This window comes from Aurantimicrobium minutum (assembly GCF_029894165.1).
Taxonomy (GTDB): domain Bacteria; phylum Actinomycetota; class Actinomycetes; order Actinomycetales; family Microbacteriaceae; genus Aurantimicrobium; species Aurantimicrobium minutum_A.
In genome coordinates, this window is record NZ_JARXXU010000001.1 from 803,041 (window position 1) to 826,812 (window position 23,772).

24 protein-coding genes are annotated in these 23,772 nt (G+C 56.6%); 13 read left to right on the forward strand and 11 right to left on the reverse strand.

Annotation, left to right across the window (positions count from 1 at the left end):
- Positions 1–65 precede the first annotated feature (65 nt).
- From M2119_RS04185 to fbaA, 4 genes are read right to left on the reverse strand one after another with little or no spacing between them, the layout of a single operon-like run.
- Complete coding sequence (locus M2119_RS04185) at positions 66–851, reverse strand: ABC transporter ATP-binding protein (RefSeq protein WP_280803700.1); 786 nt, start codon at positions 849–851, stop codon at positions 66–68.
- Positions 848–1,903: a helix-turn-helix domain-containing protein gene (locus M2119_RS04190; RefSeq protein ID WP_280803701.1), complete on the reverse strand. Its 1,056-nt coding sequence runs from the start codon at positions 1,901–1,903 to the stop codon at positions 848–850. The genes M2119_RS04185 and M2119_RS04190 overlap by 4 nt, the downstream gene beginning before the upstream one ends.
- Positions 1,904–1,949: 46 nt before the next feature.
- Positions 1,950–2,480 (reverse strand): DUF6264 family protein, encoded by a 531-nt coding sequence (locus M2119_RS04195; RefSeq protein ID WP_280803702.1) that lies wholly within the window; start codon positions 2,478–2,480, stop codon positions 1,950–1,952.
- Positions 2,481–2,491: 11 nt separating this feature from the next.
- Positions 2,492–3,517: a class II fructose-bisphosphate aldolase gene (fbaA, locus tag M2119_RS04200; RefSeq protein WP_280803703.1), complete on the reverse strand. Its 1,026-nt coding sequence runs from the start codon at positions 3,515–3,517 to the stop codon at positions 2,492–2,494.
- A gap of 158 nt (positions 3,518–3,675) precedes the next feature.
- On the opposite strand from fbaA, the gene glpX reads away from it, so the two are divergent.
- Positions 3,676–4,662 (forward strand): class II fructose-bisphosphatase, encoded by a 987-nt coding sequence (gene glpX / locus M2119_RS04205; protein WP_280804451.1) that lies wholly within the window; start codon positions 3,676–3,678, stop codon positions 4,660–4,662.
- On the opposite strand, the gene M2119_RS04210 is transcribed toward glpX, so the two are convergent.
- From M2119_RS04210 to rmuC, 4 genes are read right to left on the reverse strand one after another with little or no spacing between them, the layout of a single operon-like run.
- Complete coding sequence (locus M2119_RS04210; RefSeq protein WP_280803704.1) at positions 4,659–5,063, reverse strand: DUF3237 family protein; 405 nt, start codon at positions 5,061–5,063, stop codon at positions 4,659–4,661. The two genes, glpX and M2119_RS04210, sit on opposite strands and share 4 nt — an antisense overlap.
- 2 nt (positions 5,064–5,065) lie before the next feature.
- Positions 5,066–6,316, reverse strand: coding sequence for a flavin-dependent oxidoreductase (locus M2119_RS04215; RefSeq protein WP_280803705.1), 1,251 nt, complete (start codon positions 6,314–6,316; stop codon positions 5,066–5,068).
- A 56-nt stretch (positions 6,317–6,372) separates the two neighbouring features.
- Entirely contained in the window at positions 6,373–7,608 is a 1,236-nt protein-coding gene (locus tag M2119_RS04220; RefSeq protein WP_280803706.1) for an MFS transporter, read from the reverse strand.
- A gap of 15 nt (positions 7,609–7,623) precedes the next feature.
- Complete coding sequence (gene rmuC / locus M2119_RS04225) at positions 7,624–8,871, reverse strand: DNA recombination protein RmuC (protein ID WP_280803707.1); 1,248 nt, start codon at positions 8,869–8,871, stop codon at positions 7,624–7,626.
- Positions 8,872–8,950: 79 nt separating this feature from the next.
- Here rmuC and M2119_RS04230 point away from each other — a divergent pair, with 79 nt between their 5' ends.
- Genes M2119_RS04230 through M2119_RS04240 form a run of 3 tightly spaced genes read left to right on the forward strand, consistent with a single transcriptional unit; the run spans position 8,951 to position 11,260 of the window.
- On the forward strand, positions 8,951–10,447 hold the full coding sequence (locus tag M2119_RS04230; protein ID WP_280803708.1) for a CoA-acylating methylmalonate-semialdehyde dehydrogenase: 1,497 nt from the start codon (positions 8,951–8,953) through the stop codon (positions 10,445–10,447).
- A 4-nt stretch (positions 10,448–10,451) separates the two neighbouring features.
- Complete coding sequence (locus M2119_RS04235) at positions 10,452–11,045, forward strand: hypothetical protein (protein WP_280803709.1); 594 nt, start codon at positions 10,452–10,454, stop codon at positions 11,043–11,045.
- The gene (locus M2119_RS04240; RefSeq protein WP_280803710.1) at positions 11,042–11,260 is read left to right on the forward strand and encodes a DUF6186 family protein; all 219 of its coding nucleotides are present in this window, start codon (positions 11,042–11,044) and stop codon (positions 11,258–11,260) included. The genes M2119_RS04235 and M2119_RS04240 overlap by 4 nt, the downstream gene beginning before the upstream one ends.
- A 3-nt stretch (positions 11,261–11,263) precedes the next feature.
- Here the strand turns inward: M2119_RS04240 and M2119_RS04245 are convergent, their stop codons facing one another.
- A complete protein-coding gene (locus tag M2119_RS04245) occupies positions 11,264–11,596 on the reverse strand; it encodes a type II toxin-antitoxin system PemK/MazF family toxin (protein WP_280803711.1) in 333 nt (110 codons plus the stop codon).
- The gene (locus tag M2119_RS04250; RefSeq protein WP_280803712.1) at positions 11,593–11,805 is read right to left on the reverse strand and encodes an antitoxin MazE-like protein; all 213 of its coding nucleotides are present in this window, start codon (positions 11,803–11,805) and stop codon (positions 11,593–11,595) included. The genes M2119_RS04245 and M2119_RS04250 overlap by 4 nt, the downstream gene beginning before the upstream one ends.
- Positions 11,806–11,877: 72 nt before the next feature.
- On the opposite strand from M2119_RS04250, the gene ychF reads away from it, so the two are divergent.
- Positions 11,878–12,951: a redox-regulated ATPase YchF gene (gene ychF / locus M2119_RS04255; RefSeq protein ID WP_280803713.1), complete on the forward strand. Its 1,074-nt coding sequence runs from the start codon at positions 11,878–11,880 to the stop codon at positions 12,949–12,951.
- Between the two features lie 14 nt (positions 12,952–12,965).
- The gene (locus M2119_RS04260) at positions 12,966–13,643 is read left to right on the forward strand and encodes an SOS response-associated peptidase (RefSeq protein WP_280803714.1); all 678 of its coding nucleotides are present in this window, start codon (positions 12,966–12,968) and stop codon (positions 13,641–13,643) included.
- Here the strand turns inward: M2119_RS04260 and M2119_RS04265 are convergent.
- Positions 13,627–14,925 (reverse strand): threonine/serine ThrE exporter family protein, encoded by a 1,299-nt coding sequence (locus M2119_RS04265; protein ID WP_280803715.1) that lies wholly within the window; start codon positions 14,923–14,925, stop codon positions 13,627–13,629. The two genes, M2119_RS04260 and M2119_RS04265, sit on opposite strands and share 17 nt — an antisense overlap.
- A gap of 78 nt (positions 14,926–15,003) precedes the next feature.
- Here M2119_RS04265 and M2119_RS04270 point away from each other — a divergent pair, with 78 nt between their 5' ends.
- The 7 genes from M2119_RS04270 to M2119_RS04300 all read left to right on the forward strand — a co-directional run bounded on the left by M2119_RS04270 (position 15,004) and on the right by M2119_RS04300 (position 23,770).
- Complete coding sequence (locus M2119_RS04270; RefSeq protein WP_280803716.1) at positions 15,004–15,786, forward strand: SDR family NAD(P)-dependent oxidoreductase; 783 nt, start codon at positions 15,004–15,006, stop codon at positions 15,784–15,786.
- An 84-nt stretch (positions 15,787–15,870) separates the two neighbouring features.
- On the forward strand, positions 15,871–16,905 hold the full coding sequence (locus M2119_RS04275) for a zinc-binding dehydrogenase (protein WP_280803717.1): 1,035 nt from the start codon (positions 15,871–15,873) through the stop codon (positions 16,903–16,905).
- 10 nt (positions 16,906–16,915) lie between these two features.
- A complete protein-coding gene (locus M2119_RS04280; protein ID WP_280803718.1) occupies positions 16,916–17,383 on the forward strand; it encodes an SRPBCC family protein in 468 nt (155 codons plus the stop codon).
- Between the two features lie 90 nt (positions 17,384–17,473).
- Positions 17,474–21,019, forward strand: coding sequence for a chromosome segregation protein SMC (smc, locus tag M2119_RS04285; protein WP_280803719.1), 3,546 nt, complete (start codon positions 17,474–17,476; stop codon positions 21,017–21,019).
- Positions 21,020–21,042: 23 nt separating this feature from the next.
- Positions 21,043–21,723: an FHA domain-containing protein gene (locus M2119_RS04290; protein ID WP_280803720.1), complete on the forward strand. Its 681-nt coding sequence runs from the start codon at positions 21,043–21,045 to the stop codon at positions 21,721–21,723.
- A gap of 45 nt (positions 21,724–21,768) precedes the next feature.
- Complete coding sequence (locus tag M2119_RS04295) at positions 21,769–22,584, forward strand: PP2C family protein-serine/threonine phosphatase (protein WP_280803721.1); 816 nt, start codon at positions 21,769–21,771, stop codon at positions 22,582–22,584.
- Positions 22,585–22,663: 79 nt separating this feature from the next.
- The gene (locus tag M2119_RS04300) at positions 22,664–23,770 is read left to right on the forward strand and encodes a serine/threonine-protein kinase (protein ID WP_280803722.1); all 1,107 of its coding nucleotides are present in this window, start codon (positions 22,664–22,666) and stop codon (positions 23,768–23,770) included.
- Positions 23,771–23,772 lie beyond the last annotated feature (2 nt).

Consider the following 23,772-nt stretch of genomic DNA (forward strand, 5'->3'; position numbering starts at 1 on the left):
GTTCTCACAACACACAGAACGGGAGTGACCTGAGGTCTCTCCCGTTTTCTGTTTAACGAATACGTTTAGCGAATAACCGTTGCACGCCAACGGCCTGCATCGTAATGAACTTCAATGTTCACGTTGAACACATTGCTGAGATGTTCTGTGGTCAGAATTTCATTGGTAAGACCAGAAGCAACGACGGCACCATTCTTCATAAGCAAAATATGGGTCGTGGTGTTGGGAAGTTCCTCCAGATGGTGGGTAACCATTACCGACGACATCTCGGGATGTTTCTCAACAAATCCATCAATCGTGCGGAGGAGATGATCTCTTGCAGTTATATCCAGCCCTGCAGCAGGTTCATCAAGCAGTAGGAGGCGAGGTTCTTTCATTGCAGCTTTGGCGAGCATTACGCGCGCAAGTTCACCCTGTGAAAGCGCGCGCCACGTTGTATCCATGACATGTTCTAAGCCGTGTGCTCGAAGTTGTTCTACAGCTTTCTCTCTTTGCAGTTTCGTGGGCTCCCAGCGCATGGGGAGCTCCAGGGTATTTGTGAACCCGGTTAAGACAATGTCGGTGGCCGTCATCGGCCATTCCAGCCCATGATGTGTACTGACATAGCTAATCTGATTCTTCAGTTTGTCTATCTCTACTGTTCCACGGAGGTGCCCAAAAATGTGTACTTGTCCTCGGCTGGGAAGTGTGTTCCCTGCCAGCAAGCTCATGACGGTGCTCTTGCCTGCGCCATTGGGGCCCACTATCGCCCAATGTTGAGAAGGACCGACCTCAAAAGAGACATCAGAAACAATGGGGCGGGCATTCCGTAGAACTGTCACGTGGGAAAATTGAAGCAGGCTGTTCGTCATAGTTCAGAAAATTCGATTATCTGGGGCTTCACTTCATCACGTGGCTTACGAGCGACAGTAGGGCTGTAGCCGAACTCTGCCTTAAAACAACGAGCAAAATGGGACTGTGTTGAGAATCCACAGTAAGCAGAAATAGCTGCAACACTCATGAGTTCCGAGTTGGGATTGTTGAGGATTCGCCGTGCAAGTTGAAGTCGCTTCGTCCTTATCGTCATGGTCAGTGTTGTGCCTTGTGAGCTCAATAATCTGGACAGCTGACGTTCGCTGACCCCAAGATCTGCTGCAATCATGGCGGCACTGAGTTGGTTATTCCTGATATGCCGTTCAATAAAGGAATTCACTGCTTTGAATTGCCCCACTGGGCCGTCTTTACTTGCTTGTGCATATATGCCGCGCAATAGGTCAAGAGCTGTGTCTTCAATTTCTCCTAGGCTGCCCTCCCGTTGGTCGCTGAGGACGCTGACAAGAAGTTCAGCCAGCGAAGTTGCATAACTGTTGCCTTTGAGGTCACCGCCAAAGCTAAATACATCAACGCCTTCTGAGAGAGCGTCTACTACACCAACAATCTCTTCGAACAAGGGGCGGGGAACAATGAAAACTAGTTCTTTTAGACCTTGCGCAAATACGCGGACAAATGGCTGGTCAAGGCTGATGACAAGCATGTTACCGGGGTGGAGTTGTCGAACACCATCCTTAAAATAGACCGCGGCATCACCATGAATTGTGAAGTTCATCATGACGGAGTTTGTGAAATTTCGCGCAATATGTTCGTGGGTCCGCTCTACCATGTGAGATTTGGCTGAAACATGGCCAATCATGGTTTGTGGCAGATGAACCAACATAATTGTTGCGATTAACGGTTCATCATCTAATGTCCGAGCGCTAAGTTCATAGAGTGAATCTGTGATGTGTGCTTCCCACGAAGCTCGTCTCAGGGCATCTGCAACCTCAGCAGTTGAAAATCTCTCAATGATTTCTTGAAGTTGCGGGGACTCCTGAATTACTTCACCTGACTCGGTAATGGTTAGTTGCACTCGTTTTTTTCGAGCCATGCCATTTCCCTTCTCGGCGCAGTCAAAGTCACTCTTTGGAGGGGAACTACTTGCTTGCTGCCAGGTTCATCAGTGCTTCCTGGAAGCTAGGGTCACTCAGGAGTGCAATAAAGATGCAGGCGGTGGAGAGCATGTTGGACACAACAGCTCCTGTAATGGGAACCCACCAGCTCATCTTCTTCGCCTTCATGCGCTGGCGTGACCACCACACAACCAAGGCCAAGATGACGGCCTGAATCGTCACTGCAACCCAGCCCATCAGGGTGGCAAAGGCAATGTTCTGGAACGTGCCTAACTCCAGAGTGGGAACAAGCTTGTTCATTTCCTCATACAACGCGTTCATCGTGTTGCGAGGGTTGATGTAGTCGCCCAGGCCCGTGAAGACGGAGAAAATTCCGACAAAAATCAAGCCCCAGGTGAGGAATCGATCAAAAGCAAGGCTCCGCTCCCGCTTCTCCTCAGGAGTCAGCGGAATCGGAGCCTGCTTCAGATCAGGAGTGTTGTCTTTTTTCGGGTTCACTTTCGGAGCCTTCTCAGATTTCTGGGGAGCAGGCTGTGTTTCAGGTGAATCCGACATTAAATACTTTCTTACTTGCCCGAGTGGCCAGCAGAACCCAGCTGCTGTGTGGACTGAACGACGCGAGCTGCCATGGCAGTTTCTGCCAGCTTGCCCCAGGCGCGAGGGTCGTAGACCTTCTTGTTGCCCATTTCGCCGTCCACCTTGAGCACGCTGTCGTAGTTGCGCAGCATGGTGTCTGCAACAGAACGAGTGAAGGCGTACTGGGTGTCGGTGTCGATGTTCATCTTGATGACACCGTTCGCAACAGCTTCTGCGATCTCTGCATCGGTTGAGCCGGAGCCACCGTGGAAGACGAGGTCGAAAGGCTTAGCGCCGGTGCCATACTTCGCCGCAACACCGTCCTGGATTTCCTTGAGGAGTTCGGGGCGAAGCTGGACGTTTCCTGGCTTGTAAACACCGTGCACGTTACCGAAGGTCATGGCGGCCATGTATCGGCCGTTCTCGCCCAGACCCAGGGCTTCAACGGTCTTGATGCCGTCTTCGACGGTGGTGTAGAGACTGTCGTTGATGTCGTGAGAAACACCATCTTCTTCGCCACCGACAACACCAATCTCGACCTCGAGAATGGCGTTAATGTTTTTGGTCTTGGCCAGCATCATCTGGGCAATCTCGAGGTTCTCTGCCAGAGGCACAGCGGAGCCATCCCACATGTGGGACTGGAAGATGGGGTTACGACCGGCCTTAACCTCTTCCTCGCTTGCAGCGATGAGGGGCAGAACGAAGTCATCGAGAGCATTCTTAGGGCAGTGGTCAGTATGCAGTGCAACGGTGATGGGGTAGCTCTTCGCTACTTCGTGTGCGAACTTGGCGAACGCGAGGGCGCCGGTTGCACGAGCCTTGACGGTGTGACCTGCGAAGTAGTCTGCGCCACCGGTGGTGACCTGGATGATGCCGTCAGAACCAGCTTCGGTTAAACCCTGCAAGACAGCGTTGAGCGTCTGAGAGCTCGACACGTTGAAGGCGGGGTAGGCAAAGCCCTTGGCTTTGGCCTTATCGAGCATCTCTGCGTACTGTTCCGGTGTTGCGACGGGCATGTCATCTCCTTGTGCTGGCGCGAATATAAGTGGGAAAGCGCTCTTCTAGTCTAACCAGCCGGCACGAGCGGGTGTTTGTCCTCAGCCGGGAGAGATTTCGTCTGTGTGTGCCCGTCGACTCGAGCACAACGCGCGTCGACGCCTAGGCTGGAGCTGTGATGACAACAAACACCGGAACTTTGAACCTGCACCCTGATCGCAACCTTGGTATGGAGCTGGTGCGTGCCACCGAAGCTGCTGCAATTCGTGCGTATCCCTTCATTGGTAAGGGTGATAAGAACGCAGCCGACGGCGCCGCCGTCGACGCCATGCGTGAATTTCTGGGAACCGTGGACTTTAGCGGAACCATCGTCATCGGTGAGGGCGAGAAGGACAATGCCCCCATGTTGTTCAACGGTGAAGTTGTCGGCACCGGCCGCGGCCCTGCCTGCGATATCGCCGTGGACCCCATTGATGGAACCAGCCTCACCGGTGCTGGTCGTCAGAACGCCCTGTCTGTGATTGCCGTTTCTGATCGCGGAACCATGCTAGATGCTTCGTCCGTGTTCTACATGAACAAGATTGTCGCCGGCCCCGAAGCAATTGGTGTGGTGGACATTCGCCAGACCATTGCAGAAAACATTCGTGCACTAGCCAAGGCCAAAGGCAAGCCCGTGAGCGAAATGTCGATTGCAGTTCTTGATCGTCCCCGTCACGAGGGTTTGATTGAAGAGATTCGCGCAGCCGGTGCTGGAACACGTCTTCTTCTGGACGGCGACGTTGCCGGCGGCATCAATGCGGCTCGGTACGAGTCACGTATTGATATGTGTGTTGGCATCGGCGGTAGCCCCGAAGGTATTGTGACCGCGTGTGCCATCAAGGCACTCGGTGGCTTTATTCAGACCACGATGGCGCCCAAGGATGAGGCAGAAGCTGCTAAAGGCATTGCTGCCGGACTCAAGATGGATTACGTCTACACCGCCAACGAACTGGTCAGCAGTGACAATACTTTCTTCGTGGCCACCGGTGTGACCGATGGTGCACTGGTGGAGGGTGTTCGACGTAAGGGGCCGGTCATCCGCACGGACAGCATCATTCTTCGAGGCCGTTCTGGCACTATCCGCCGCGTACAGGCTGACTACCGCGCAGATCGCTGGCTCGCTTAAAGAACCGGTGACACCTCGAGTACCACCTGGTTAGCCAGGCGTGCTCCGGTTGCAGCAAACAGTCGCTGGTTAATATCTGGGCGGTCCGCCGATGTGGTGAAGCGAATAGAGGTGCGGAAATACACGTTGCCATCTTCGGCCACGTGTCGAATGCCGCGTGATTCCACCTCGACCAGCTCACCGCTGTCGAGCTGGAGGGCATAGTGTGCGTCCAAACTCACGGTGCCATCGCTGTGAATCCACTGCCAGTCAGTCCCCGGCAAAACAACACCGTGACCCATCACACCCGACACGCGTCCACCGGTGATGGGAACCATCCGGCGGTGACCTATGGCGGTCTTGCCAAAGTCCACAATGTCGGCAACCTCAACCTCGATCTGCGCGAAAACTTCTGCACTCAAGGCTAGGACCTGCTTTCTTCGAGGAGGGTGTCCCACGAGGGACGGTTGTTGAGGGTCTGCTGGTCGAATCCGGCAACCTTCTTGTAATTCTGGGCGATTTCATCGAGTTCTGACTGCGCAATCACGTCGTTGATGTTGGTGAAGCCCTGTGGTGCACGTTCGTGCACCATCTGGAGGACTAACTCGGGACCCATCTGACGATTGGCGTTCTGAAGTGCAGTTGTCTTGGGGAGGCGCTCGTTTTCGTAGAAAGCCAGTGCATCTTCGAGGGGCAGAGTTGCGAGTGCATAAGCCAGGACGCGGGCATCAAGCAGGGCCTGTGAAGTTCCATTTGAGCCAACGGGGAATGTGGGGTGCGCGGTGTCACCCAGCAAGACAGTGCGACCTCGAACCCAGGAGGTGAGGGGTTCGCGGTCCACCATGGGATATTCCAGAACTTCCTCCGCAGTACTAATGAGTTCTGGAATGTTGAGCCATTCCCACTCCCAGTCAGCAAACAACTGCGCAAAGCGTGAAATGGGAACGGCGCGATTCCAGTCGTTCTCTAGATCAGTCATGCCCGGGTCAACCTGTTCGGCAATCCAGTTGATTTCCTGCAGGCCGTCCTCGCCGACGGGGCTGAGGGGATAAGCCACGAACTTGAGATTGCGATAACCGGCCATAAACATGGAACGGCCGCTGAGGAATGGCTGTGCCCGACTGGTTGCCCGCCACAGCACCGCACCATTCCAGATAGGGGCGCCTTCGTTTGGGTACCACGCAGCACGCGTGGCGCTCTTGATTCCTTCGGCTGCAATGAGGAGGTCACCGCGAAATTCTCCGGCCGTGGTTTCCACGATGACGGTGTCGCCTTCGGTGCGCTCAGAGAGGACGCGCGCATCAGTTTTCAGTGCGTCTGCGCCTAAGCGTTCCTGCACCTTCTGCGCCAGAAGTATCTGGAAACGCCCGCGGTGGACGGAATATTGTGGCCAGTGATACCCAGCGTCCAGGCCACGCGGCTCGGACCAAATGACGTTTCCATGTTCGCTGATATAGCTGAGGTCAGCGGTGCGAATCCCTATCGCGTCGAGATCGTCACCCAATCCAAGTTCGGTGAGCTCCCGAACGGCGTGAGGCAGGATGTTGATTCCAACGCCGAGAGGCTTGATTTCTTTGACCGATTCAAGAATCTGAATGTCGGTGATTCCGACGTGGTGCAAGGCGAGTGCAGTGGCTAACCCACCGATACCTCCGCCGGAAATAATGACACGCAACTGGGCTCCTCTGCCAACGTCGAATGCTCAAATTCTAGCGAAAACCTATCAAGTGTTTAGTGCCGTGCTAGCTCTTGGTCAACACTGCGGTTTCGCCGAAGAATGAGTGCTGCCGGCACGTTCACGACAACAGAAATGATCATGAGGGTGGTAAGAACAACCGTCCACGTTCCTGACAGGTTAAACAGGGCACCCATCACGCCAGGCGCAATTGCCGCACTCAGATAGGCCACAATCTGAGCAAACCCACTGACGGCCATTGCGCTGCGTTGAGACTCTGTGCGCACATTGATGAGCAACATAGACAGCGGGAATTCCAGGCAGCCAATACCGACCACAGCAACCCAGACCCAGGTGGCATGAGTGGGCACAAAAAGTAATCCGAGATAACCGGCAACAAAGAAAACACTAGAGATAGTGACGAGCCAGTGTGCATGGCGACCCATGCGCTTCGCAATCCCTGGGGTGAGGAATGCCAAGGGCAAACCCATGCCTGTGAACAGGGCGAGCAGAGCACCACTCTGCGCAGGCGTGACGCCGGCAATATCTATCAGGATCACCGGCATCCACGCGTACATCGCATAGCCCGTAATCGACGAGACAGCGAGAACAGCACCGATCGCCCAGGCGGTGGGGGAGCGCCACGGGTGGGCCTGGCGGGCAACGTGCGCCTCGTCGGTGACCCCGGTGATTTTTTCGCGGCCGTGTCTGCGGTATTCGATGATCCAAGGAATCAACGCCACGAGGGCAAAGATGGACCACTGCGCGAGCGATCCGCGCCAAGACACCACCTCAGAAACTGGAACTGCAATCAGAGCAGGCAGGAATGCGCTGACCGCCATGATCGACATATAGACAGAAGTGAGCGTGCTGACACGGTCGGGGAAGTACTTCCGCACCACAGGCGGCATGGCCACGTTGGCAAAACCCATACCCATCAGTGCCACGAGCGTGCCCAGAGCGAGTGTCTGCCAGTTCACAGAGAGGGCACGAATGAGGTGACCCGAAATCATGAGTATCAACCCCACAATGAGCGTGCGCTCTAATCCAATCTTCTTTTCGATTCGAGGGGTGAAGATACCGCCGGCAGCAAAGCTCAACGGCGCAATGGCGCCGAGAAGCGAAATAGCAAAAGTGTTGAGTTCAAATGTTTCATTAATTGCGGGAATCAGAGGTGACAGTCCAGCCACAGCCGAACGCATGCTGAATGCCACCAGCGCGATTCCGGCAAAAGCGAGAACGCGCCCTGCCCAGAAGGCACGAGGCGCGTTAGTCGCGGACGGGGAACTCACTGTCCCATCCTGTCACTAGCTGGGGGAGTCGGTGACGCCCAGCATGCTGTTATCGGGGTCCGTGAGCTCGCCTGCGGTGAGTGGTTTCGGAGCGTCATGGACTTCAATGCCTTCGGAAAGAATCTTGGTGGGATCGATACCTGGGAATTTTCGCGCCGTTGAAAGGACGCGAGTTTCCAGTGAGGAAATGAAACCGTTGTAGTGCTTGACGGTGTTCTCGATTGCTTTACGTAGGTCTTCGGTGTGCTTGGTCATGGTGCTCAGGCGTGAATACAGTTCGATACCCAGATCAAACAGCTTCTTCGCTTCATCTGTGACAACCTGCTGCTGCCAGGTGTAGGACACGGTCTTGAGAACAGCCCAGAGGTTGACTGGGGAGGCAAGCGCTACACGCTTACTGAAGGCATAATCCAGCAGAGTGGGGTCAGCTTCCAGGGCAGAAGCCAAGAGCGACTCGCTGGGGATGAAGGCCAACACAAATTCAGGGCTGAAGTCGAAACCGCTCCAATAGCTCTTTGAGCTCAGAGCATCCACATGAGAGCGCACAGCTTTCACGTGAGCATCCATCAATGACTTCCGGCGAGCGGCTTCCTCGCCTGTTGCGGTGAGGGGAATCTGGCTGGCCTCCAGATAGGAGTTGAAGGGGACTTTGGCATCAATCACGATGGTTTTGCCGCCGGGAAGATTGATCACCATGTCCGGGCGGATGGTTCCGCCATCGGTTTTCATGGTGGTTTGGGTATCAAAGTCAACATGCGCGGTGAGGCCGGCAACCTCCACCAGGCGACGCAGTTGTGCTTCACCCCAGGTGCCGCGAACACTGTTAGAGCTCAAGGCTGACGCCAAAGACTGTGTAGTGGCACGGAGCTCTTCGCCGAACTGCCGAGATGCGGTGAGTTGCTGAGCGATCTGCCCGTACTGTTCTTGACGCTGGTTTTCCAGGTCGTTGACCTTGGTTTGCATCGCCTGCAGTGTTTCTTTCACAGGCGCCAGAGCTTCAAGAACCTTGTGCTCCTCGCGCGCCCGTACAGCGTCTTCGTCGACCTTGCGCTCACTGACCTCGCGTAGTTCGGTGAGCATCCGTTCGAGGGTGTGGATCTGCTCGTCTTTGCCGGTCAGAAGAGCTTCTGCGGTCGCAACGCGCACAGCAAGCTCACCCGAGTCACGGGGAACGGCCGTGCGGGAGCGCAAACCCCAGCCCACGGCGATACCGGCGATGATGCCGGCAATGAGTCCAAGCACGAGAAAGAGAACTGCATCCATATCTTTAGTGTGTCAGCAGGTACTGACATTTAGGGGTCGCCACGGTTAGAGTGAGGGAGCACAGAAGGAATTGATATTCATGTCACAACTCCCCGTTGTCCCTCACTGGATTGATGGGGCACTTCGCCCCGGCAATTCGGGTCGTACCGCTCCTGTTTTTGATCCCGCCCTGGGTATCGAAACTAAGCAGGTCGCTATCGCTGATGCGACTGAAATCAATGCAGCCATCGCTGCAGCCAAGGCTGCATTCCCCGACTGGCGTGACCAGTCCCTGGCCAAGCGTCAACAGGTCATGTTTGCCTTCCGCGAGCTGCTCAATGCACGCAAGGGTGAACTCGCTGAAATCATCACCTCCGAGCACGGCAAGGTTCTTTCTGACGCCCTGGGTGAAATCACCCGCGGCCAAGAAGTTGTCGAGTTCGCCTGTGGTCTGAACCAGATGCTCAAGGGCGAGTACTCGGAGAACGCCTCAACCGGCGTGGATGTCTATTCCACTCGCCAGCCACTGGGTGTTGTGGGCATCATTAGCCCCTTCAACTTCCCCGCCATGGTCCCGATGTGGTTCTTCCCTGTCGCCATCGCCGCTGGAAACACCGTTGTACTCAAGCCATCAGAGAAAGACCCCTCAGCTGCGATCTGGTTGGCGGAGCTCCTCACCGAAGCAGGTCTTCCTGATGGAGTCTTCAACGTGCTCAACGGAGACAAGGTAGCTGTCGACGGTCTGCTCGAGCACCCTGATGTTCAGGCCATCTCTTTCGTGGGCTCAACCCCTATCGCCCAGTATGTCTACGAAACCGGTGCCCGCAACGGCAAGCGTGTTCAGGCACTCGGTGGTGCCAAGAACCACATGCTCGTACTTCCTGATGCCGACCTCGACCTCGTCGCAGACTCCGCCATCAACGCGGGCTTTGGTTCCGCCGGTGAGCGCTGTATGGCGATCTCCGTTGTTGTTGCTGTGGAGCCCGTTGCTGACCCCCTGATCGAGAAAATCGTGGAGCGGATGGGCACACTCATCACCGGTGACGGCCGTCGCAATTGCGACATGGGTCCACTAGTGACCAAGGTGCACCGGGACAAGGTGGCCTCCTACATCGATATCGCCATTGCTGACGGCGCGACTGTCGTCGTGGACGGCCGCGACGGCACTTTTGACGGTGCTGCCGACGGCTTCTGGTTGGGTCCCACCCTGGTGGATAACGTGTCGACCTCCTCCAAGGTCTACACCGAGGAAATCTTCGGCCCTGTTCTCTCTATCGTTCGGGTAAAGAGCTATGAAGAAGGTGTTGAGCTGATCAACAACGGCGCCTTCGGTAATGGAACCGCGATCTTCACCAACGATGGTGGCGCAGCTCGTCGTTTCCAGAACGAAATTGAGGTCGGCATGATCGGCATCAACGTGCCCATCCCCGTCCCTGTGGCGTATTACTCCTTTGGTGGCTGGAAGAACTCACTGTTTGGTGACACCAAAGCGCACGGTGCTGAAGGTGTTCACTTCTACACCCGAGGCAAGGCCATCACCAGTCGCTGGCTCGACCCCAGCCACGGTGGCATCAACTTGGGCTTCCCCCAGAACTAGTCTCATGTCACGAGCCATCGGAGTGAAACCACCCCGGTGGACTCTGAGCGCCATCCTCTGGATGAGCGTGCTCACCATCATGGCCACGTTCCAAACCTGGCGCGGCGCCTATGTTGATGGCATCTTGTTCTATGCCATCGTGGCCATGCTGGTCATTGATCGCCTCACGGGCGGTCGTATTGTGCTGATGAAAAAGCCGATTGTCGCTCCGAAAGTTATCACCCTCGGAATTACAGGAGTCTTGGGAGCAGTTCTGGTCATTGCCCCACGGCATAGCTGGATTGACCTCATTGCCTTTATTGCCATCGGCGTGACGGTGCTCGTCGTAGCATGGGAACCCTACGAGGTCAGAGTTACACGTCCGCGACAGGCCTTGGTGAGATCCATGTGGTTCTGGTCGCTGGCCGCTGTCGCAATATGTCTCTGGGAAGCCACCGCTTTTGTGCTCAGTGTGACGATGCCCGGGGGAAATGAAAACTTTCCCACCATCTCCGTACTTCTTGATCCCTTTGTGGAAAATCTGTGGGGCCGAGTCGTCTTCGTCGGGCTCTGGTTGGCTGCTGGCTATGGACTTCTTCGTTTTTGGAGGAAGTCATGATCCGCAGCATTGTCGTTCTGGGATACATCGTTATTGTTCTTGTCGCCATAGGTGTCGAGATGTATGCCCAACGCAGGCCATTCGTTATTGCACCGCTGGGAGACATGCTGGATCGCGTGATGCAGTCTCGAACAACCAGGGTCGGTGTGATTGCTGCGTGGTGGTGGTTTGGCTGGCATTTTGCCTTCGCCGACACCGTCCAGATAGAGCTCTAGCCACTATCGGGCTGTGCCGATTCCCAGGTGTGTAAGTAAAGAGCGTTCAATTGCACGCATTTCAGGCAAACTGAGAGCCCCGATGCGCTTACTCACATGTGAAGTTTTCACCGTGGTGATTTTGTCCACTTGAGCGAAGCTTTCTATTGACTCTCCGTCTGGGGTTTCAAGGCGAATCGCAACCCGGATACGTCTCAGTTCACTGGGCATGGACGTCAGAGGAATGATAGTGACACTCGAGGCTTCCTGGGCGCTGTCATCTTGGATGATGATGCCTGGACGCGGCTTGCTGGAATACGTTCCACCGGCAACCGTCCAGATTTCTCCGCGTCTCACGCGGGCTCATCCCAAATCCAGCCAGAGTGTTCAGAGAGCCATTCATAAATGTCATCCTGCTCATCTGCTTTGTTGATACTGGCATATTCACGTTTCATGTCTGACAAAAACTTTTCGTTTGCCCGGTCGGGTACCCAGATTTGTAGAAGGCGGTAGCCCTCTTCTTCCATTTTCTTGCGGTGTTGTGCAACTCTCATACGACTAGACATACCTGAAATTGTTACATGTAACTCTCTGTGGTGGCAAGAGTGTGGATAACTCCACCGCTACGATTAACCCTTGTGGCTCTAACTATCGCAATCGTGGGACTGCCCAATGTCGGCAAGTCAACCCTGTTCAACGCTCTGACCAAGAGCACCGTTCTCGCAGCGAACTACCCGTTCGCCACGATTGAACCCAACGTGGGAGTAGTCAACCTCCCCGATGAGCGCCTCGGCGTCCTCGCGGGCATCTTTGGCTCTGAACGCCTGCTGCCAGCGGCGGTCTCCTTTGTCGACATCGCCGGCATTGTGAAGGGGGCTTCTGAAGGTGAAGGCCTCGGAAACAAGTTCTTGGCCAATATCCGTGAAGCTGACGCCATTGCGCAGGTTGTGCGTGGATTCTCTGACCCTGACGTCGTTCACGTTGATGGCACCGTCAACCCAGCCTCCGACATGGAGACCATCAACACGGAGTTGATCCTCGCTGACCTCCAGACGCTGGAGAAGGCCATTCCTCGTATTGAGAAGGAAGTCAAGGGCAAGAAGGCAGAGCCTGCTGCTCTCGAGACTGCTCTGGAAGCACAGAAAGTACTCAACGACGGCAAGCCACTCTCGTCCACCACCATTGATCTCGCACCCATCAAGGAACTGGGTCTCCTCACGGCCAAGCCTTTTATCTATGTGTTCAACGTGGATGAGGATGTTCTCGGTGACGCTACTAAGCGCACTGAACTTGAAGCTCTCGTCGCCCCTGCCAAGGCTGTTCTCCTCGATGCCAAGCTCGAGTCTGAACTCATTGACCTTGACGCCGCAGATGCTGCCGAACTGCTGGCCTCGACCGGTCAGGATGAGTCCGGTCTCGACCAGCTCGCACGTATTGGCTTCGACACTCTCGGACTACAGACCTACCTCACCGCAGGTCCGAAGGAAGCTCGTGCCTGGACTATTGGTAAAGGCTGGAAAGCTCCTCAGGCTGCTGGTGTGATTCACACCGACTTCGAGCGTGGCTTTATCAAGGCCGAAATTATCTCCTTCCAGGATCTGGTTGACACTGGTTCCGTCGCAGAGGCTCGAGCCAAGGGCAAGGCCCGCATGGAAGGTAAGGACTACGTCATGCAAGATGGCGACGTCGTCGAATTCCGCTTCAACGTCTAGCGAGGAGATCTAGCATGTGTGGAGGTTACGCGCTCGCGGAACCGACCGACGTGCTGGAAGACGTCTTCAATATTGATCTGGTGGGGGAGAACCTCCCCGGGCCCAGCTGGAACATCAGACCCACTAACCAGGTTCCTGTGGTGGTGGACACTCTGGGTGCCGCAGGCGACCAGCACCGGCGCTTGGAAAGCGCTCGCTGGTCATTGATTCCCTCGTGGGTGAAGGGGGAACCCCCGAAGTTCTCTACCTTCAATGCTCGTAGCGAAGACGCTGCATCAAAAGCTTCCTGGAAAGACGCGGTGAAATCCAAGCGCTGTCTGGTTCCTGCTTCCGGTTACTTCGAGTGGGTTGTGGAAGACGGAGTGAAAGTTCCGCACTATATTCACACGGAAGAAACCCTTGCTTTTGCTGGGTTGTATTCGTGGTGGCGGGCAGTAGAAACAGATCCCTGGATGCTCACCGCCACCATTCTGACCATGCCTACGGTTCCAGAACTTGCGGCTATTCACGACCGCAATCCTGTGCCGTTGCCCAAGCAATTCTGGTCAACGTGGTTGGATCCACATGCGGTGGGAACTCAAGACCTCGTGGATGCGGCCGTTGCCGCCGCGGTTCCTGTTGCTGCGTTCCTGACCCAATATCGAGTGAACCCGCTGCGAGGAAACGGCCCGGAGCTTATTTCCCGGGCTTGATTGTGACGGACTTCAGAATGAGTCCTGCTCCGTTGCGCATAATGAGCTTGGCGTCTGGAGTGATTTTGGACAGCAATGGATACACCGCAGTGGCCAACATCATGCCGATCGCCATGGCAAAGAATGTCAGGCCTGCCGTGCCGGCAACGTTGCTGAGGTCCTGAGCAGATTCGAGTTCTCCGGTGATCGCGACAAAGCCAGTTGATCCAGGCACGATCAGCCAGAACGTGGGCAGGAAGATGGCCAGATCGCCGGGACCTCCGCCGAGGCGTGCATTAATCGCCCACGAGGTGATGAGGCCCACGGCTGTGGCGATTCCCGCAGACAGCGGGACACCCAGGCTGGGCAATGTGAGAACGGAAATGGCGAAGCTGAGCATCATGACAAACAGGCTGGGCAGCCACAAACGAACGGGTGTGCAGAAGTAGAGGAAGGTTCCGATGCCATAAATCGCGGCACCGGCCCAGGCAACCCACGCGGGTGTCATGGTGGCGGTGACGTCTTCAAGCCTGGACGCAGGTAGTCCGCTGGCCGCAATCGCCAGAGCTCCGCCAAAGGCCATGCTTCCCAAAATCATGACGGCATAAATCAAACGTGATGCCCCAGAAACCATATATCCGCTGACCAGTTCGATGATGGCCGAGGTGAGTGCGGCGCCGGGAAGCAAGACAACGACGAGCATGGCCACCATGCGAATAGGGTCAGGCTTATCCAGGAAGATGGAGAGTCCCGCCACCATTATTCCTGCCAAGAATGTGGCCATTAGAGGTAACAATGCAGCGAAACGGGTGGAGCTGCTGAGAAACAACACCAGGGTTCCAATGACGGCACCCATGACTGCCACTGCGCCCAGTGCAGGAAGGTCTAAGCGAAATGCCGCACCAAACCCGAGTGAGGAGAGGGCATATCCCAGGATGCGCAGCCAGGCAGGGTAAAGGGGTTTCTTGGTCGCAATGGCGCGCAGACTTTCGGCAACATCGTGGGCATCGTCCTTGTTGTGACGAGCCTGGGCCAGGACGGACTGCACTTGGGTCATTTGATCAAAGCGGTAACTGGTTTTCACAACGTGCATTTGGGGGACACCGTGGCGTTTGGTCTCGGTCAGCACCAATGTGGGCAGCAACACAATTTCTGCATCCGCGTCGTAGGCCTCGGCCAGGTCTCTCAGAACAGCTTCTGCCTGGGGTGCGGGATAGGTTGAACTGACCATCGCGGCAGCTGCTTCGGTGAGCATGTCTGTGACGTCTGGTCGCGTCGAATCGGGGGAGTTCTGCGCTGTCATGAGATAACGGTAACAAAGCCCAGGCGCAACCTAGACTTGGAGCCTCGCACCATTTCTGTTACGGAAACAAGGTTTGCCATGGAATACACCGGATTGACCACTCTCATTACTGGCGCAAGTTCAGGTATTGGCGTGGAGTTTGCAGAGGGCTTTGCAGCACGCGGAAGCAACCTCGTTCTCGTCGCCCGGCGCAAAGACCGGCTGACGGAACTCGCCTCCCGGCTCGAGAAGCAGTATTCGGTCCAGGTCTCGGTCATTGCACAGGACCTGAGCGTGCCCGGTGCCGGGGCAGCTCTCGAGAAGGCAGTGGCGAAGCAGAAGTTGACCGTCGATGTTCTCGTCAACAATGCAGGGTTTGGAGTTAATGGCTATTTCGTGGATGAAGACCGCGCCGTGACCCAAGCAGAAATTACCCTCAACATGGGCACTCTGGTTGATCTCACCGCTGCCTTCCTCCCCGGCATGATCAGCCGCGACAAGGGTGCCGTGGTTAACATCGCCAGCACGGCATCGTTCCAGCCTGTTCCTGGCATGGCTGTTTATGCGGCAACCAAGGCCTTTGTTCGCTCGTTTACGGAGGCTCTCTGGGGTGAACTGGGCACCTCACAGGTGCGGGTGCTTGCGGTGAGCCCTGGTGCGACGGAGTCAGAATTCTTCGAGGTAGCCGGCGGAAAGCCCTCAGGCACGTCGATGCCCGCATCTGCAGTGGTGGACACCATGTTCACGGCATTAGATAAGCCACGTTCCACGCCTTCTGTCGTGGTGGGGGGAACCAACGGTTTCACCGCCGGTTTGGTGAAGTTCTTTCCCAAGAAGTCGGTCATCCACATGGCCGGTGGCATGTTCCTGCCCAAGAAGTAAACAGCTCGATGCGGGCCAGAGCCTGCCCGGCATAGTCTGGAACAGAAATATTTCACCTGTTGCCTGACGAAACGAGTACACATCATGAGAGCCACATTCCTGTATGGAGCCGGTGATGTACGCGTCGTGGATGTTCCAGAACCTACTCTCGTCGCCCCAACAAATGCCATACTCTCGGTTGTGCTGGCCTGTATTTGTGGCAGCGATCTGTGGGATTATCAGGCCATGCCGGACAATCCCGGTGGACGAGGCAAAGGCCATGAGGTTATTGGGGTAGTTGAGAGCATCGGCGCCGAGGTTATTGACTTTGCCGTGGGGGATCTGGTCCTTGCTCCCTTTGTGTGTTCAGACAACACCTGTGATTTCTGCCAGGAAGGGTTGCACTCTTCCTGCCGGAACGTGTCCTTCTTTGGCGGAGACGGTACTCCGGGTGCTCAGGCCGAGAAGGTGCGCATTCAGCAGGCAGATGGCACTTTAGTAAAGGTGCCCGTCAGTGTTGATTCACCGCTTCTGCCCTCGATTCTGACTCTCACCGACGTGATGTGCACGGGACACCATGCCGCAGTGTGTGCGGATGTGTCACCGGGAGACACGGTCGTCGTGATCGGGGACGGTGCTGTGGGTTTGTGTGCCGTCATTGCCGCCAAGCGCCGTGGTGCTGAACGCATCATTTTGATGGGCCGTCACACAGCCCGAACAGATCTCGGCCGTGAATTTGGGGCAACCGATGTCGTCGCCGAGCGTGACGAAGAAGGTGTAGCCAAGGTTCGGGAGCTCACCGGCGGCGACGGTGCCGCCAAGGTGCTCGAATGTGTGGGAACGTCCTCCACGATTTCCATGGCTCTGGGCATATGCCGAGATGGTGGGGTGGTGTCCTGTGTGGGTGCCCCTCAATATTCCGAGGCACCCCTCAACTTCGGTACCTTCCTGCGCAACATCACCGTCACCGGTGGCGTGGCCCCCGCGCGCGCCTATATCGATGAACTGATGCCCGATATTCTCGCGGGAACGATCAATCCCGGTAAAGTTTTTGACCAGGAGATTACTCTCGACGACGTTGCGGTGGGCTACAAAGCCATGGCAGACCGTCAGGCCTTGAAAACCATCGTTCGACCCTAGGATTTTCACCATGCAGCACAACTTCCTCTACTCCGTAGAACGTGAGTACACCCAGCCCATGTCACGTATCTGGGAAGCCTGGACCGATGCTGCCCAGCTCGAAGCCTGGTACCACCCCACTGTGCTCGCGAATGTTCCCGGTTCTTCCGTCTCGGAGCCGCACGTTGGTGGCGCCTGGGCAATTGCGGTGGATGTGCCTGAAGCAGGTTTTCAATCCTGCTTCTGGGGCACCTACACCGCAGTGGAACCGCATGTCCTCATCGAGCACACCATGCACTACAGCCAAGACCCGGCAGAATTCGCAGCGAAGGACCTCTCCGGGGAGTTCGCCAAGATCGTCGTGAACTTCGAAGAGCGCGCTGGTGGTGCCTGGGTGAAGTTTTCTCAATATGGAGAACTTCCGGAAGAACACATCCCGATGGCCCAGGCAGGAATGGAAAGCTATTTCCAGTCTTTGGCCGACTTCCTCGGCGAATAACTCTCTGCTGCTTCGTGGTGTTGTGAGCTCCCACAATCCACTAAATTTGTTAGATAGTGCGCTCGCACTACTGACCGGGGAGCCTTCGACGTGTATCTGAAAAGCCTGACGCTCAAAGGCTTTAAGTCGTTTGCCCAACCGACCACTTTCGCTTTCGAACCTGGGGTCACCTGCGTGGTGGGCCCCAACGGTTCAGGTAAGTCCAACGTCGTCGATGCTTTGGCCTGGGTCATGGGTGAGCAGGGTGCAAAAACCCTGCGCGGCGGCAAGATGGAAGACGTCATCTTTGCCGGAACATCCACCCGGGGACCCTTAGGTCGCGCGGAAGTTCTGCTCACCATCGATAACTCTGATGGCGCTCTACCGATCGAGTATTCCGAAGTAACGATCAGTCGCACCCTGTTCCGTAATGGGTCGAGCGAATATGCCATCAATGGCGAGAACTGCCGTCTGCTCGATGTGCAAGAGCTGCTCTCCGACTCAGGTTTGGGTCGGGAGATGCATGTCATCGTGGGTCAGGGCCGACTTGATAATGTTCTGCAAGCCAGCCCTGAAGATCGTCGTGGCTTCATCGAAGAAGCTGCCGGAATTCTCAAGCACCGTCGCCGCAAGGAAAAGACGGTGCGCAAGCTCGAAGCGATGCAGGCTAACCTCACTCGCTTGACCGACCTGGCTACCGAAGTGCGACGTCAGCTTAAACCTCTGGGGCACCAAGCAGAGATTGCCCGAGAAGCACAGAGCATTCAGGCAGAAGTGCGCGACGCCCGTGCGCGTATTTTGGCCGATGACGTTGTCCAACTGCGCGTCACGCTCGATGCGCATAACAAGACAGAGTCTGAGCGTCACTGCGAACGTATCGTGTTGCAAGAACAGCTGGAGCGCACCATGCTCCGCGTTCGTCGCCTGGAAGCAGACCAGAGTGCGGATGATGTCGAGTCGGCACGCAAAACCGTCTTTGCCCTCGAATCCATCCAGGAACGCCTGCGTGGTCTCTATAACCTGGCCAACCAGCGCCTTGCTCTCTTGGGCGCAGACACTGACCAGCAGCCACTGGGTTCGGGGGTCAACCAAGCCATGATCGAGGGCGCAGAGTCCGAAGTCGAGGTCATGCGTGGCATCGTGATCGCGGCAGAAGCTGCCTGGCACGCCGCCCAGCAGGCAACCGTGTCAGCCCGCGCCAAGCTCGACTCCATCGATGAACAAATCTCTGCCCAGTCTGCTTTGGTCTCCCAGCATGACCTGGAGCTCACCAGCCTGCGCGGAAAGAAAGAAGCAGCCGACTCGGCACTGGCTGCCGTGCGCGGAGAAGTTCTGCGTCAGCAGAATGCACTGGATGCGGCAACCGACCGCAAGGTTTCAGCCCAAGAGAACCTCGCCCAGGTCGAATCCGATTCTGCGGATACCACCGCGGGTGAAACCGGGCTCAACGATGCGTATGAGGCAGCTCAAGCAGCGGTAGTCGAAGCGGAGTCCACCATTGATCGTCTCCGTGATGAACTCCACACGCTCGAACGTGAGCGTGATGCCCTCCAGGCGCGCACGGGGGCACTCTCGATGGCGCTGGATCAGAAAGATGGCTCTTCTGCACTGGTCAAAGCCAGGCTCTCCGGTATTCGTGGACTCGTTGCTGAACATATCCAGGTGACCAGCGGTTACGAAGCAGCTATTGCGGCGGGATTGGGTTCACTTTCGGACGCCGTTCTCGCAGATGACATGGATTCAGCCATCTCGGCACTGGCGAACGTCGATCGTGATGACCTCGGCCGCGTCGAGATCGTGGTGGCAGAAAAGCCCCGCACTTCCTCTCTGTCGTTGCCTTCTGTTGCCGGGGTAGTTCCTGCCTCCGATGTGGTCACTGCCCCCGAAGGTGTGCTGGCGCTGCTCGCTGCCACGGTCATCGCAGATGACCTCGAGGCAGCTCGGGCAGCGTGGAAGCAAGGCTTGGAAAAGTCTGAGGCCAACGTCACCATCATTACGAAAGCTGGTGAAGTTCTCACTCGTTTCGTCCTGCGCGGGGGTTCTGGTTCCAAGCAGAGCCGCATCGAACTCGTTTCTGAGCGTGACACAGCACACAAGCGCCTGGATGAGGTTGTTGGCCTGATTGACAAAGCTCGTCTCGAGTTGGCTGACCAGCGCGGTGTTGCACAGGTGGCCAAAGAACGTTCTACGGCGGCCCTTGCAGCCTTGCGGGAATACGACTCACAGCTTGCTGCCCGTTCCGAAGCACTCAACCGTGCACGTGTGCAGGTGGAAGCGGCCGTGGCAGAGTCAGAGCGTCTCAGCGCATCTGTGGCCTTAGCGGCATCCTCGGTAGAAGAAGCAGAACAGAACGCGCACCGCGCAGGTTCTGAACTGGACGCCGTCGAGTCTCGACCACGCCCCATCCTGGACGTCTCTGCCCGTGATGAACTCTTTGCCGAACTCGAAAGTGTTCGGGAGAGCGAAGTCCAAGCACGACTCGAACTTGAAACTGCACGTGAACGTGTCCGCGCTGAAGAACTCCGCGTGGAGGGTCTGCGTCAGCAACTGGATGCGGACCGTGCTGCAGCGGAAGAAGCAGCACGCCGTGCAGTAGTGCGCCGTCGACAAATCGATGCGGCTGCTGGCGTCGCCGAAGCGCTTCCTGCAGTTCTCGATTCGGTAGATCGTTCTGTGTCGGAGGCACGTGTTCTTCTGGGGCAGCGTGAAGCAGACCGCGCAGCACAAAACCAGGAACTGGTTTCGCTGCGCCAGGAAGAATCACAACTGCGTGAGCGGCTGCACTCGATCACCGAGAACGTGCACGGCCTGGAACTCCAGATCTACGAAAAGAAGATGCACCTCTCTGCCCTGTTGGAGCGTGCCGGGAATGAACTCGGCCTGGTCGAGGACGTCCTCATTGCCGAATACGGTCCCGAAGTTAGCATCCCTGTTCCTGCAGCAGCTGATGCTCCAGCTGATGCAGAGCCTGAAACTAAAGCCTATGACCGTGCCGAGCAGCAAATTCGTCTCGAGAAGGCAGAACGCAAACTCGGTCAGTTAGGTCGAGTTAACCCGCTCGCGCTCGAAGAGTTTGCTGCACTGGAACAGCGCCACACCTTCCTCACTGAGCAGCTCACGGACCTCAGCAACACGCGTAAAGACCTGATGACGATCATTGATGAGGTGGATAACACCATGCAGTCGGTGTTCCAGACCGCTTTCGATGACACACAGGCCGCCTTCGCGGAAGTTTTCCCGATCCTCTTCCCCGGTGGTTCGGGGAGTATTACCTTGACCAACCCGGACGACCTGCTCACCACGGGTATTGAAGTGATGGTCAAGCCTGCCGGTAAGAAGATTGACCGTCTGAGCCTGCTCTCTGGTGGTGAGCGATCACTGGCCGCAGTTGCCCTTCTGGTGGCTATCTTCAAGGCGCGCCCGTCGCCGTTCTACATCATGGACGAAGTGGAAGCAGCACTTGATGACGCCAACCTCGGACGCCTGCTGGCGATCTTTGAGGACCTGCGTAACTCCAGTCAGCTCATCGTGATTACGCACCAAAAACGCACGATGGAGATCGCCGACGCACTCTATGGTGTGTCCATGCGTCAAGACGGTGTTTCTGCCGTGGTGGGCCAACGTGTTGCGGCGACGGAGAACGCACCAGCTTCCTAGGAGGCTCCAGGCGAGGTCAGGGTATGAACGCAGACACGTCGAACGACAACATCCCCGAGGACCAGACGGCCCTCACCGTGAACGATGACACTGTCATTGGGGCAGATTCTGCCGAAGATGACACCATCATTACTGTTCCCAGTGATGCCACGATTGTGCAGGCACCCGGAGTGGAGGAACACACGGTCGTCGGAGCTGTGGTGTCCGAAGAAACCGTCATCCCCTCCAGCACAACCGATGAGTACCCCACGCTTATCGGTTCTCTGATGGATACTTCGCTTGGCTTGGCAGAGATACTCGCTGATGTGGAAGAAGCACACGAGGCAGAAGCTGCCGAGCGAATATTACGCACGGAAGAACTTGCTCAGCAATCACGATTTTTTCTCCGCCACATCAATGGCACCCGCACATCCCTGACCCAACCTGTCATCGCTGGCCGCCTTCCGGCAGCGCCGAGGCGGGGCGATGTGGCCGTGCAATTACTGGTGCTCGACTCTCCAGACGGAATTGTCTCGGGAACTCACGCCCGCATCGAAGCGCAGGGAGACGTGGTCGTGGTGACTGACCTGAACTCCACCAATGGCACACGGGTGATCATTCCGGGGAAGCCCACCGTGTTGTTAGCACCGGGGGAATCGATGGCACTGGCTAGTGGCGCGATGATTGACCTCGGGGACTCTAATAGACTTGAGGTTCTTGGCTAGCCCACATGTCGTGTGGCATCTGCCCCACCCTCTTGGAGATTTTCTGTGACTGCCCTTGGCCAGAACTCGACCGGCACAATTGTTGCCGACCCGAGCACCGGGGCGAGTGTCACTCTCACCTGGGCTGCCGGCACGGACGTGGGAAACCACCGAGCCAACAACGAAGACTCGTATTCCATCGCCTGCCCCGTTTTTGCTGTCGCGGACGGCATGGGCGGTCACAGCGCCGGCGATATCGCCAGCGATGCTGTAGTGCAGCGCATCGCAGGTCTCGAAAAGCCCGGATTTGCAAACCTTGATGAGCTGGAAATGGCGTTGGCCATGTCGGTGGTGGACCTTCGTGCCCGCCTCACCCCTGATCAGCAGGGTGCTGGAACCACGGTCACGGGTGTTGCTCTTGTGCAGGAAGGCCCCCAATTGCAGTGGGCCGTGTTCAACATTGGTGACTCTCGCGTCTATGCCAAGCTGGCCGATACGTTTGAGCAGATCACGGTGGACCACTCGGTCGTGCAGCAGTTGGTCGATGCGGGAACTATCACCAAGGAAGAGGCTGATTACCACCCTCACTCCAACGTGATTACCCGAGCTGTCGGCATCATTGACGAGCCTGTCCCGGATTATGTTGCGCTTCCTGTCGTTCCCGGCATGCGGTTGCTGCTCTGTTCGGATGGCCTCACCAAAGAGCTCACCGATGTAGGCATTGAGCATTTCCTCACCACCGCGGCGACCGCCGAAGATGCGGTGGCCGACCTGATGAACGCCGCACTGACAAACAGCGGCCGTGACAACGTCACGATCATTGTGATTGACGTTATCGCGGTCACGGTGGGGCACACCGAATCCTCAGCTTCCCCTGCCTAAACTGCAAGTGCGCTGAATTTACGGCGTTATTTGCGTTGACCGCACCAGCATTGCTGGCAGTGAAGGGAGGGAAATACAGATGACTCGTCGCCTGCCCTCCAGCCCGCCTGTTCTCTCCGGATTCACGTTCATTCGAGTCTTGGGTTCCGGTGGTTTCGGTGACGTCTTCTTGTATGAACAGCAGCTTCCTCGCCGCCAGGTGGCCGTCAAAGTTCTTCTCCCAGAAGTAGTCAATCCTCGGGTGAGCAGCATGTTCCAATCTGAGGCAGAACTCATGTCTCAATTGAGTACCCACCCGGCCATTTTGAGTGTCTTTGAAGCAGGGGTGAGCTCTGATGGGCGCCCCTTTCTCGTCACCGAAGTCTGTGTGGGTGGCTATGGCGAACGTTTCCGCGCAGAAACCATTCCCGTGGCAGAAGCGGTCCGCACGGGCATCAAGATTGCCGCCGCACTGGAAACCGCGCACCGGGCCAATGTCCTCCACCGTGATATCAAGCCCGGCAACATTCTGGTGACCGCCTATGGTCACCCGGTGCTCAGTGACTTCGGTATTGCGTCCTCGGTCTATCAGGGCGATAACTCAACAGCTGTCGGGTTGAGCGTTCCCTGGGCAGCGCCCGAAGTGATTCGTGAGAGCACCACCGGAACGACAGCGTCAGAGATGTGGGCACTTTCCGCGACAATTTATTCGCTTCTGGCCGGTCGCAGTCCCTTCGAAATTCCGGGCAAAGACAATTCTCCCGGCCACCTGGCGGGTCGAATTCTGAAAAGTTCTCCACAGCCCATAGGTCGTCCTGATGTTCCTGCCCAGCTCGAGAAAGTACTCTTCTCAGCTATGAGCAAGAATCCCATGGAACGACCACACTCGGCACTGGAATTCGCGCGCCAGTTGCAGCAGGTCGAAACCTCGATGGGTCTAGCCCAAACACCCCTGGATGTGGTGGGGGATGAGTGGGGCTCCACCGCTATCCTCATCAACGAGAACGACCGCACCGCACTCGCTCCCCTCGATGCACACACGGGCGCGGCCTGGAAGCGGAAGGGCTACAACACCACTCCAGCCAAGCGTGACGAGATTGCGCTGGCCGCTGCGAAGCGCCGTCGTGTGCTGTTGTGGGGCTTTGTTTCCGCTGCTGTGGGTGTTGTGGGAGTCATCGTGGGCGTGATTGCATTGACGGCCGGGTAATC

Bases quoted from the DNA above. Each gene is read 5' to 3' on its own strand.
- M2119_RS04185 (WP_280803700.1), bottom strand. From the start codon at position 851: ATGACGAACAGCCTGCTTCAATTTTCCCACGTGACAGTTCTACGGAAT.
- M2119_RS04190 (WP_280803701.1), bottom strand. From the start codon at position 1,903: ATGGCTCGAAAAAAACGAGTGCAACTAACCATTACCGAGTCAGGTGAA.
- M2119_RS04195 (WP_280803702.1), bottom strand. From the start codon at position 2,480: ATGTCGGATTCACCTGAAACACAGCCTGCTCCCCAGAAATCTGAGAAG.
- fbaA (WP_280803703.1), bottom strand. From the start codon at position 3,517: ATGCCCGTCGCAACACCGGAACAGTACGCAGAGATGCTCGATAAGGCC.
- glpX (WP_280804451.1), top strand. From the start codon at position 3,676: ATGACAACAAACACCGGAACTTTGAACCTGCACCCTGATCGCAACCTT.
- rmuC (WP_280803707.1), bottom strand. From the start codon at position 8,871: ATGGATGCAGTTCTCTTTCTCGTGCTTGGACTCATTGCCGGCATCATC.
- M2119_RS04230 (WP_280803708.1), top strand. From the start codon at position 8,951: ATGTCACAACTCCCCGTTGTCCCTCACTGGATTGATGGGGCACTTCGC.
- M2119_RS04235 (WP_280803709.1), top strand. From the start codon at position 10,452: ATGTCACGAGCCATCGGAGTGAAACCACCCCGGTGGACTCTGAGCGCC.
- M2119_RS04240 (WP_280803710.1), top strand. From the start codon at position 11,042: ATGATCCGCAGCATTGTCGTTCTGGGATACATCGTTATTGTTCTTGTC.
- M2119_RS04250 (WP_280803712.1), bottom strand. From the start codon at position 11,805: ATGTCTAGTCGTATGAGAGTTGCACAACACCGCAAGAAAATGGAAGAA.
- M2119_RS04260 (WP_280803714.1), top strand. From the start codon at position 12,966: ATGTGTGGAGGTTACGCGCTCGCGGAACCGACCGACGTGCTGGAAGAC.
- M2119_RS04265 (WP_280803715.1), bottom strand. From the start codon at position 14,925: ATGACAGCGCAGAACTCCCCCGATTCGACGCGACCAGACGTCACAGAC.
- M2119_RS04270 (WP_280803716.1), top strand. From the start codon at position 15,004: ATGGAATACACCGGATTGACCACTCTCATTACTGGCGCAAGTTCAGGT.
- M2119_RS04275 (WP_280803717.1), top strand. From the start codon at position 15,871: ATGAGAGCCACATTCCTGTATGGAGCCGGTGATGTACGCGTCGTGGAT.
- M2119_RS04280 (WP_280803718.1), top strand. From the start codon at position 16,916: ATGCAGCACAACTTCCTCTACTCCGTAGAACGTGAGTACACCCAGCCC.
- M2119_RS04290 (WP_280803720.1), top strand. From the start codon at position 21,043: ATGAACGCAGACACGTCGAACGACAACATCCCCGAGGACCAGACGGCC.
- M2119_RS04300 (WP_280803722.1), top strand. From the start codon at position 22,664: ATGACTCGTCGCCTGCCCTCCAGCCCGCCTGTTCTCTCCGGATTCACG.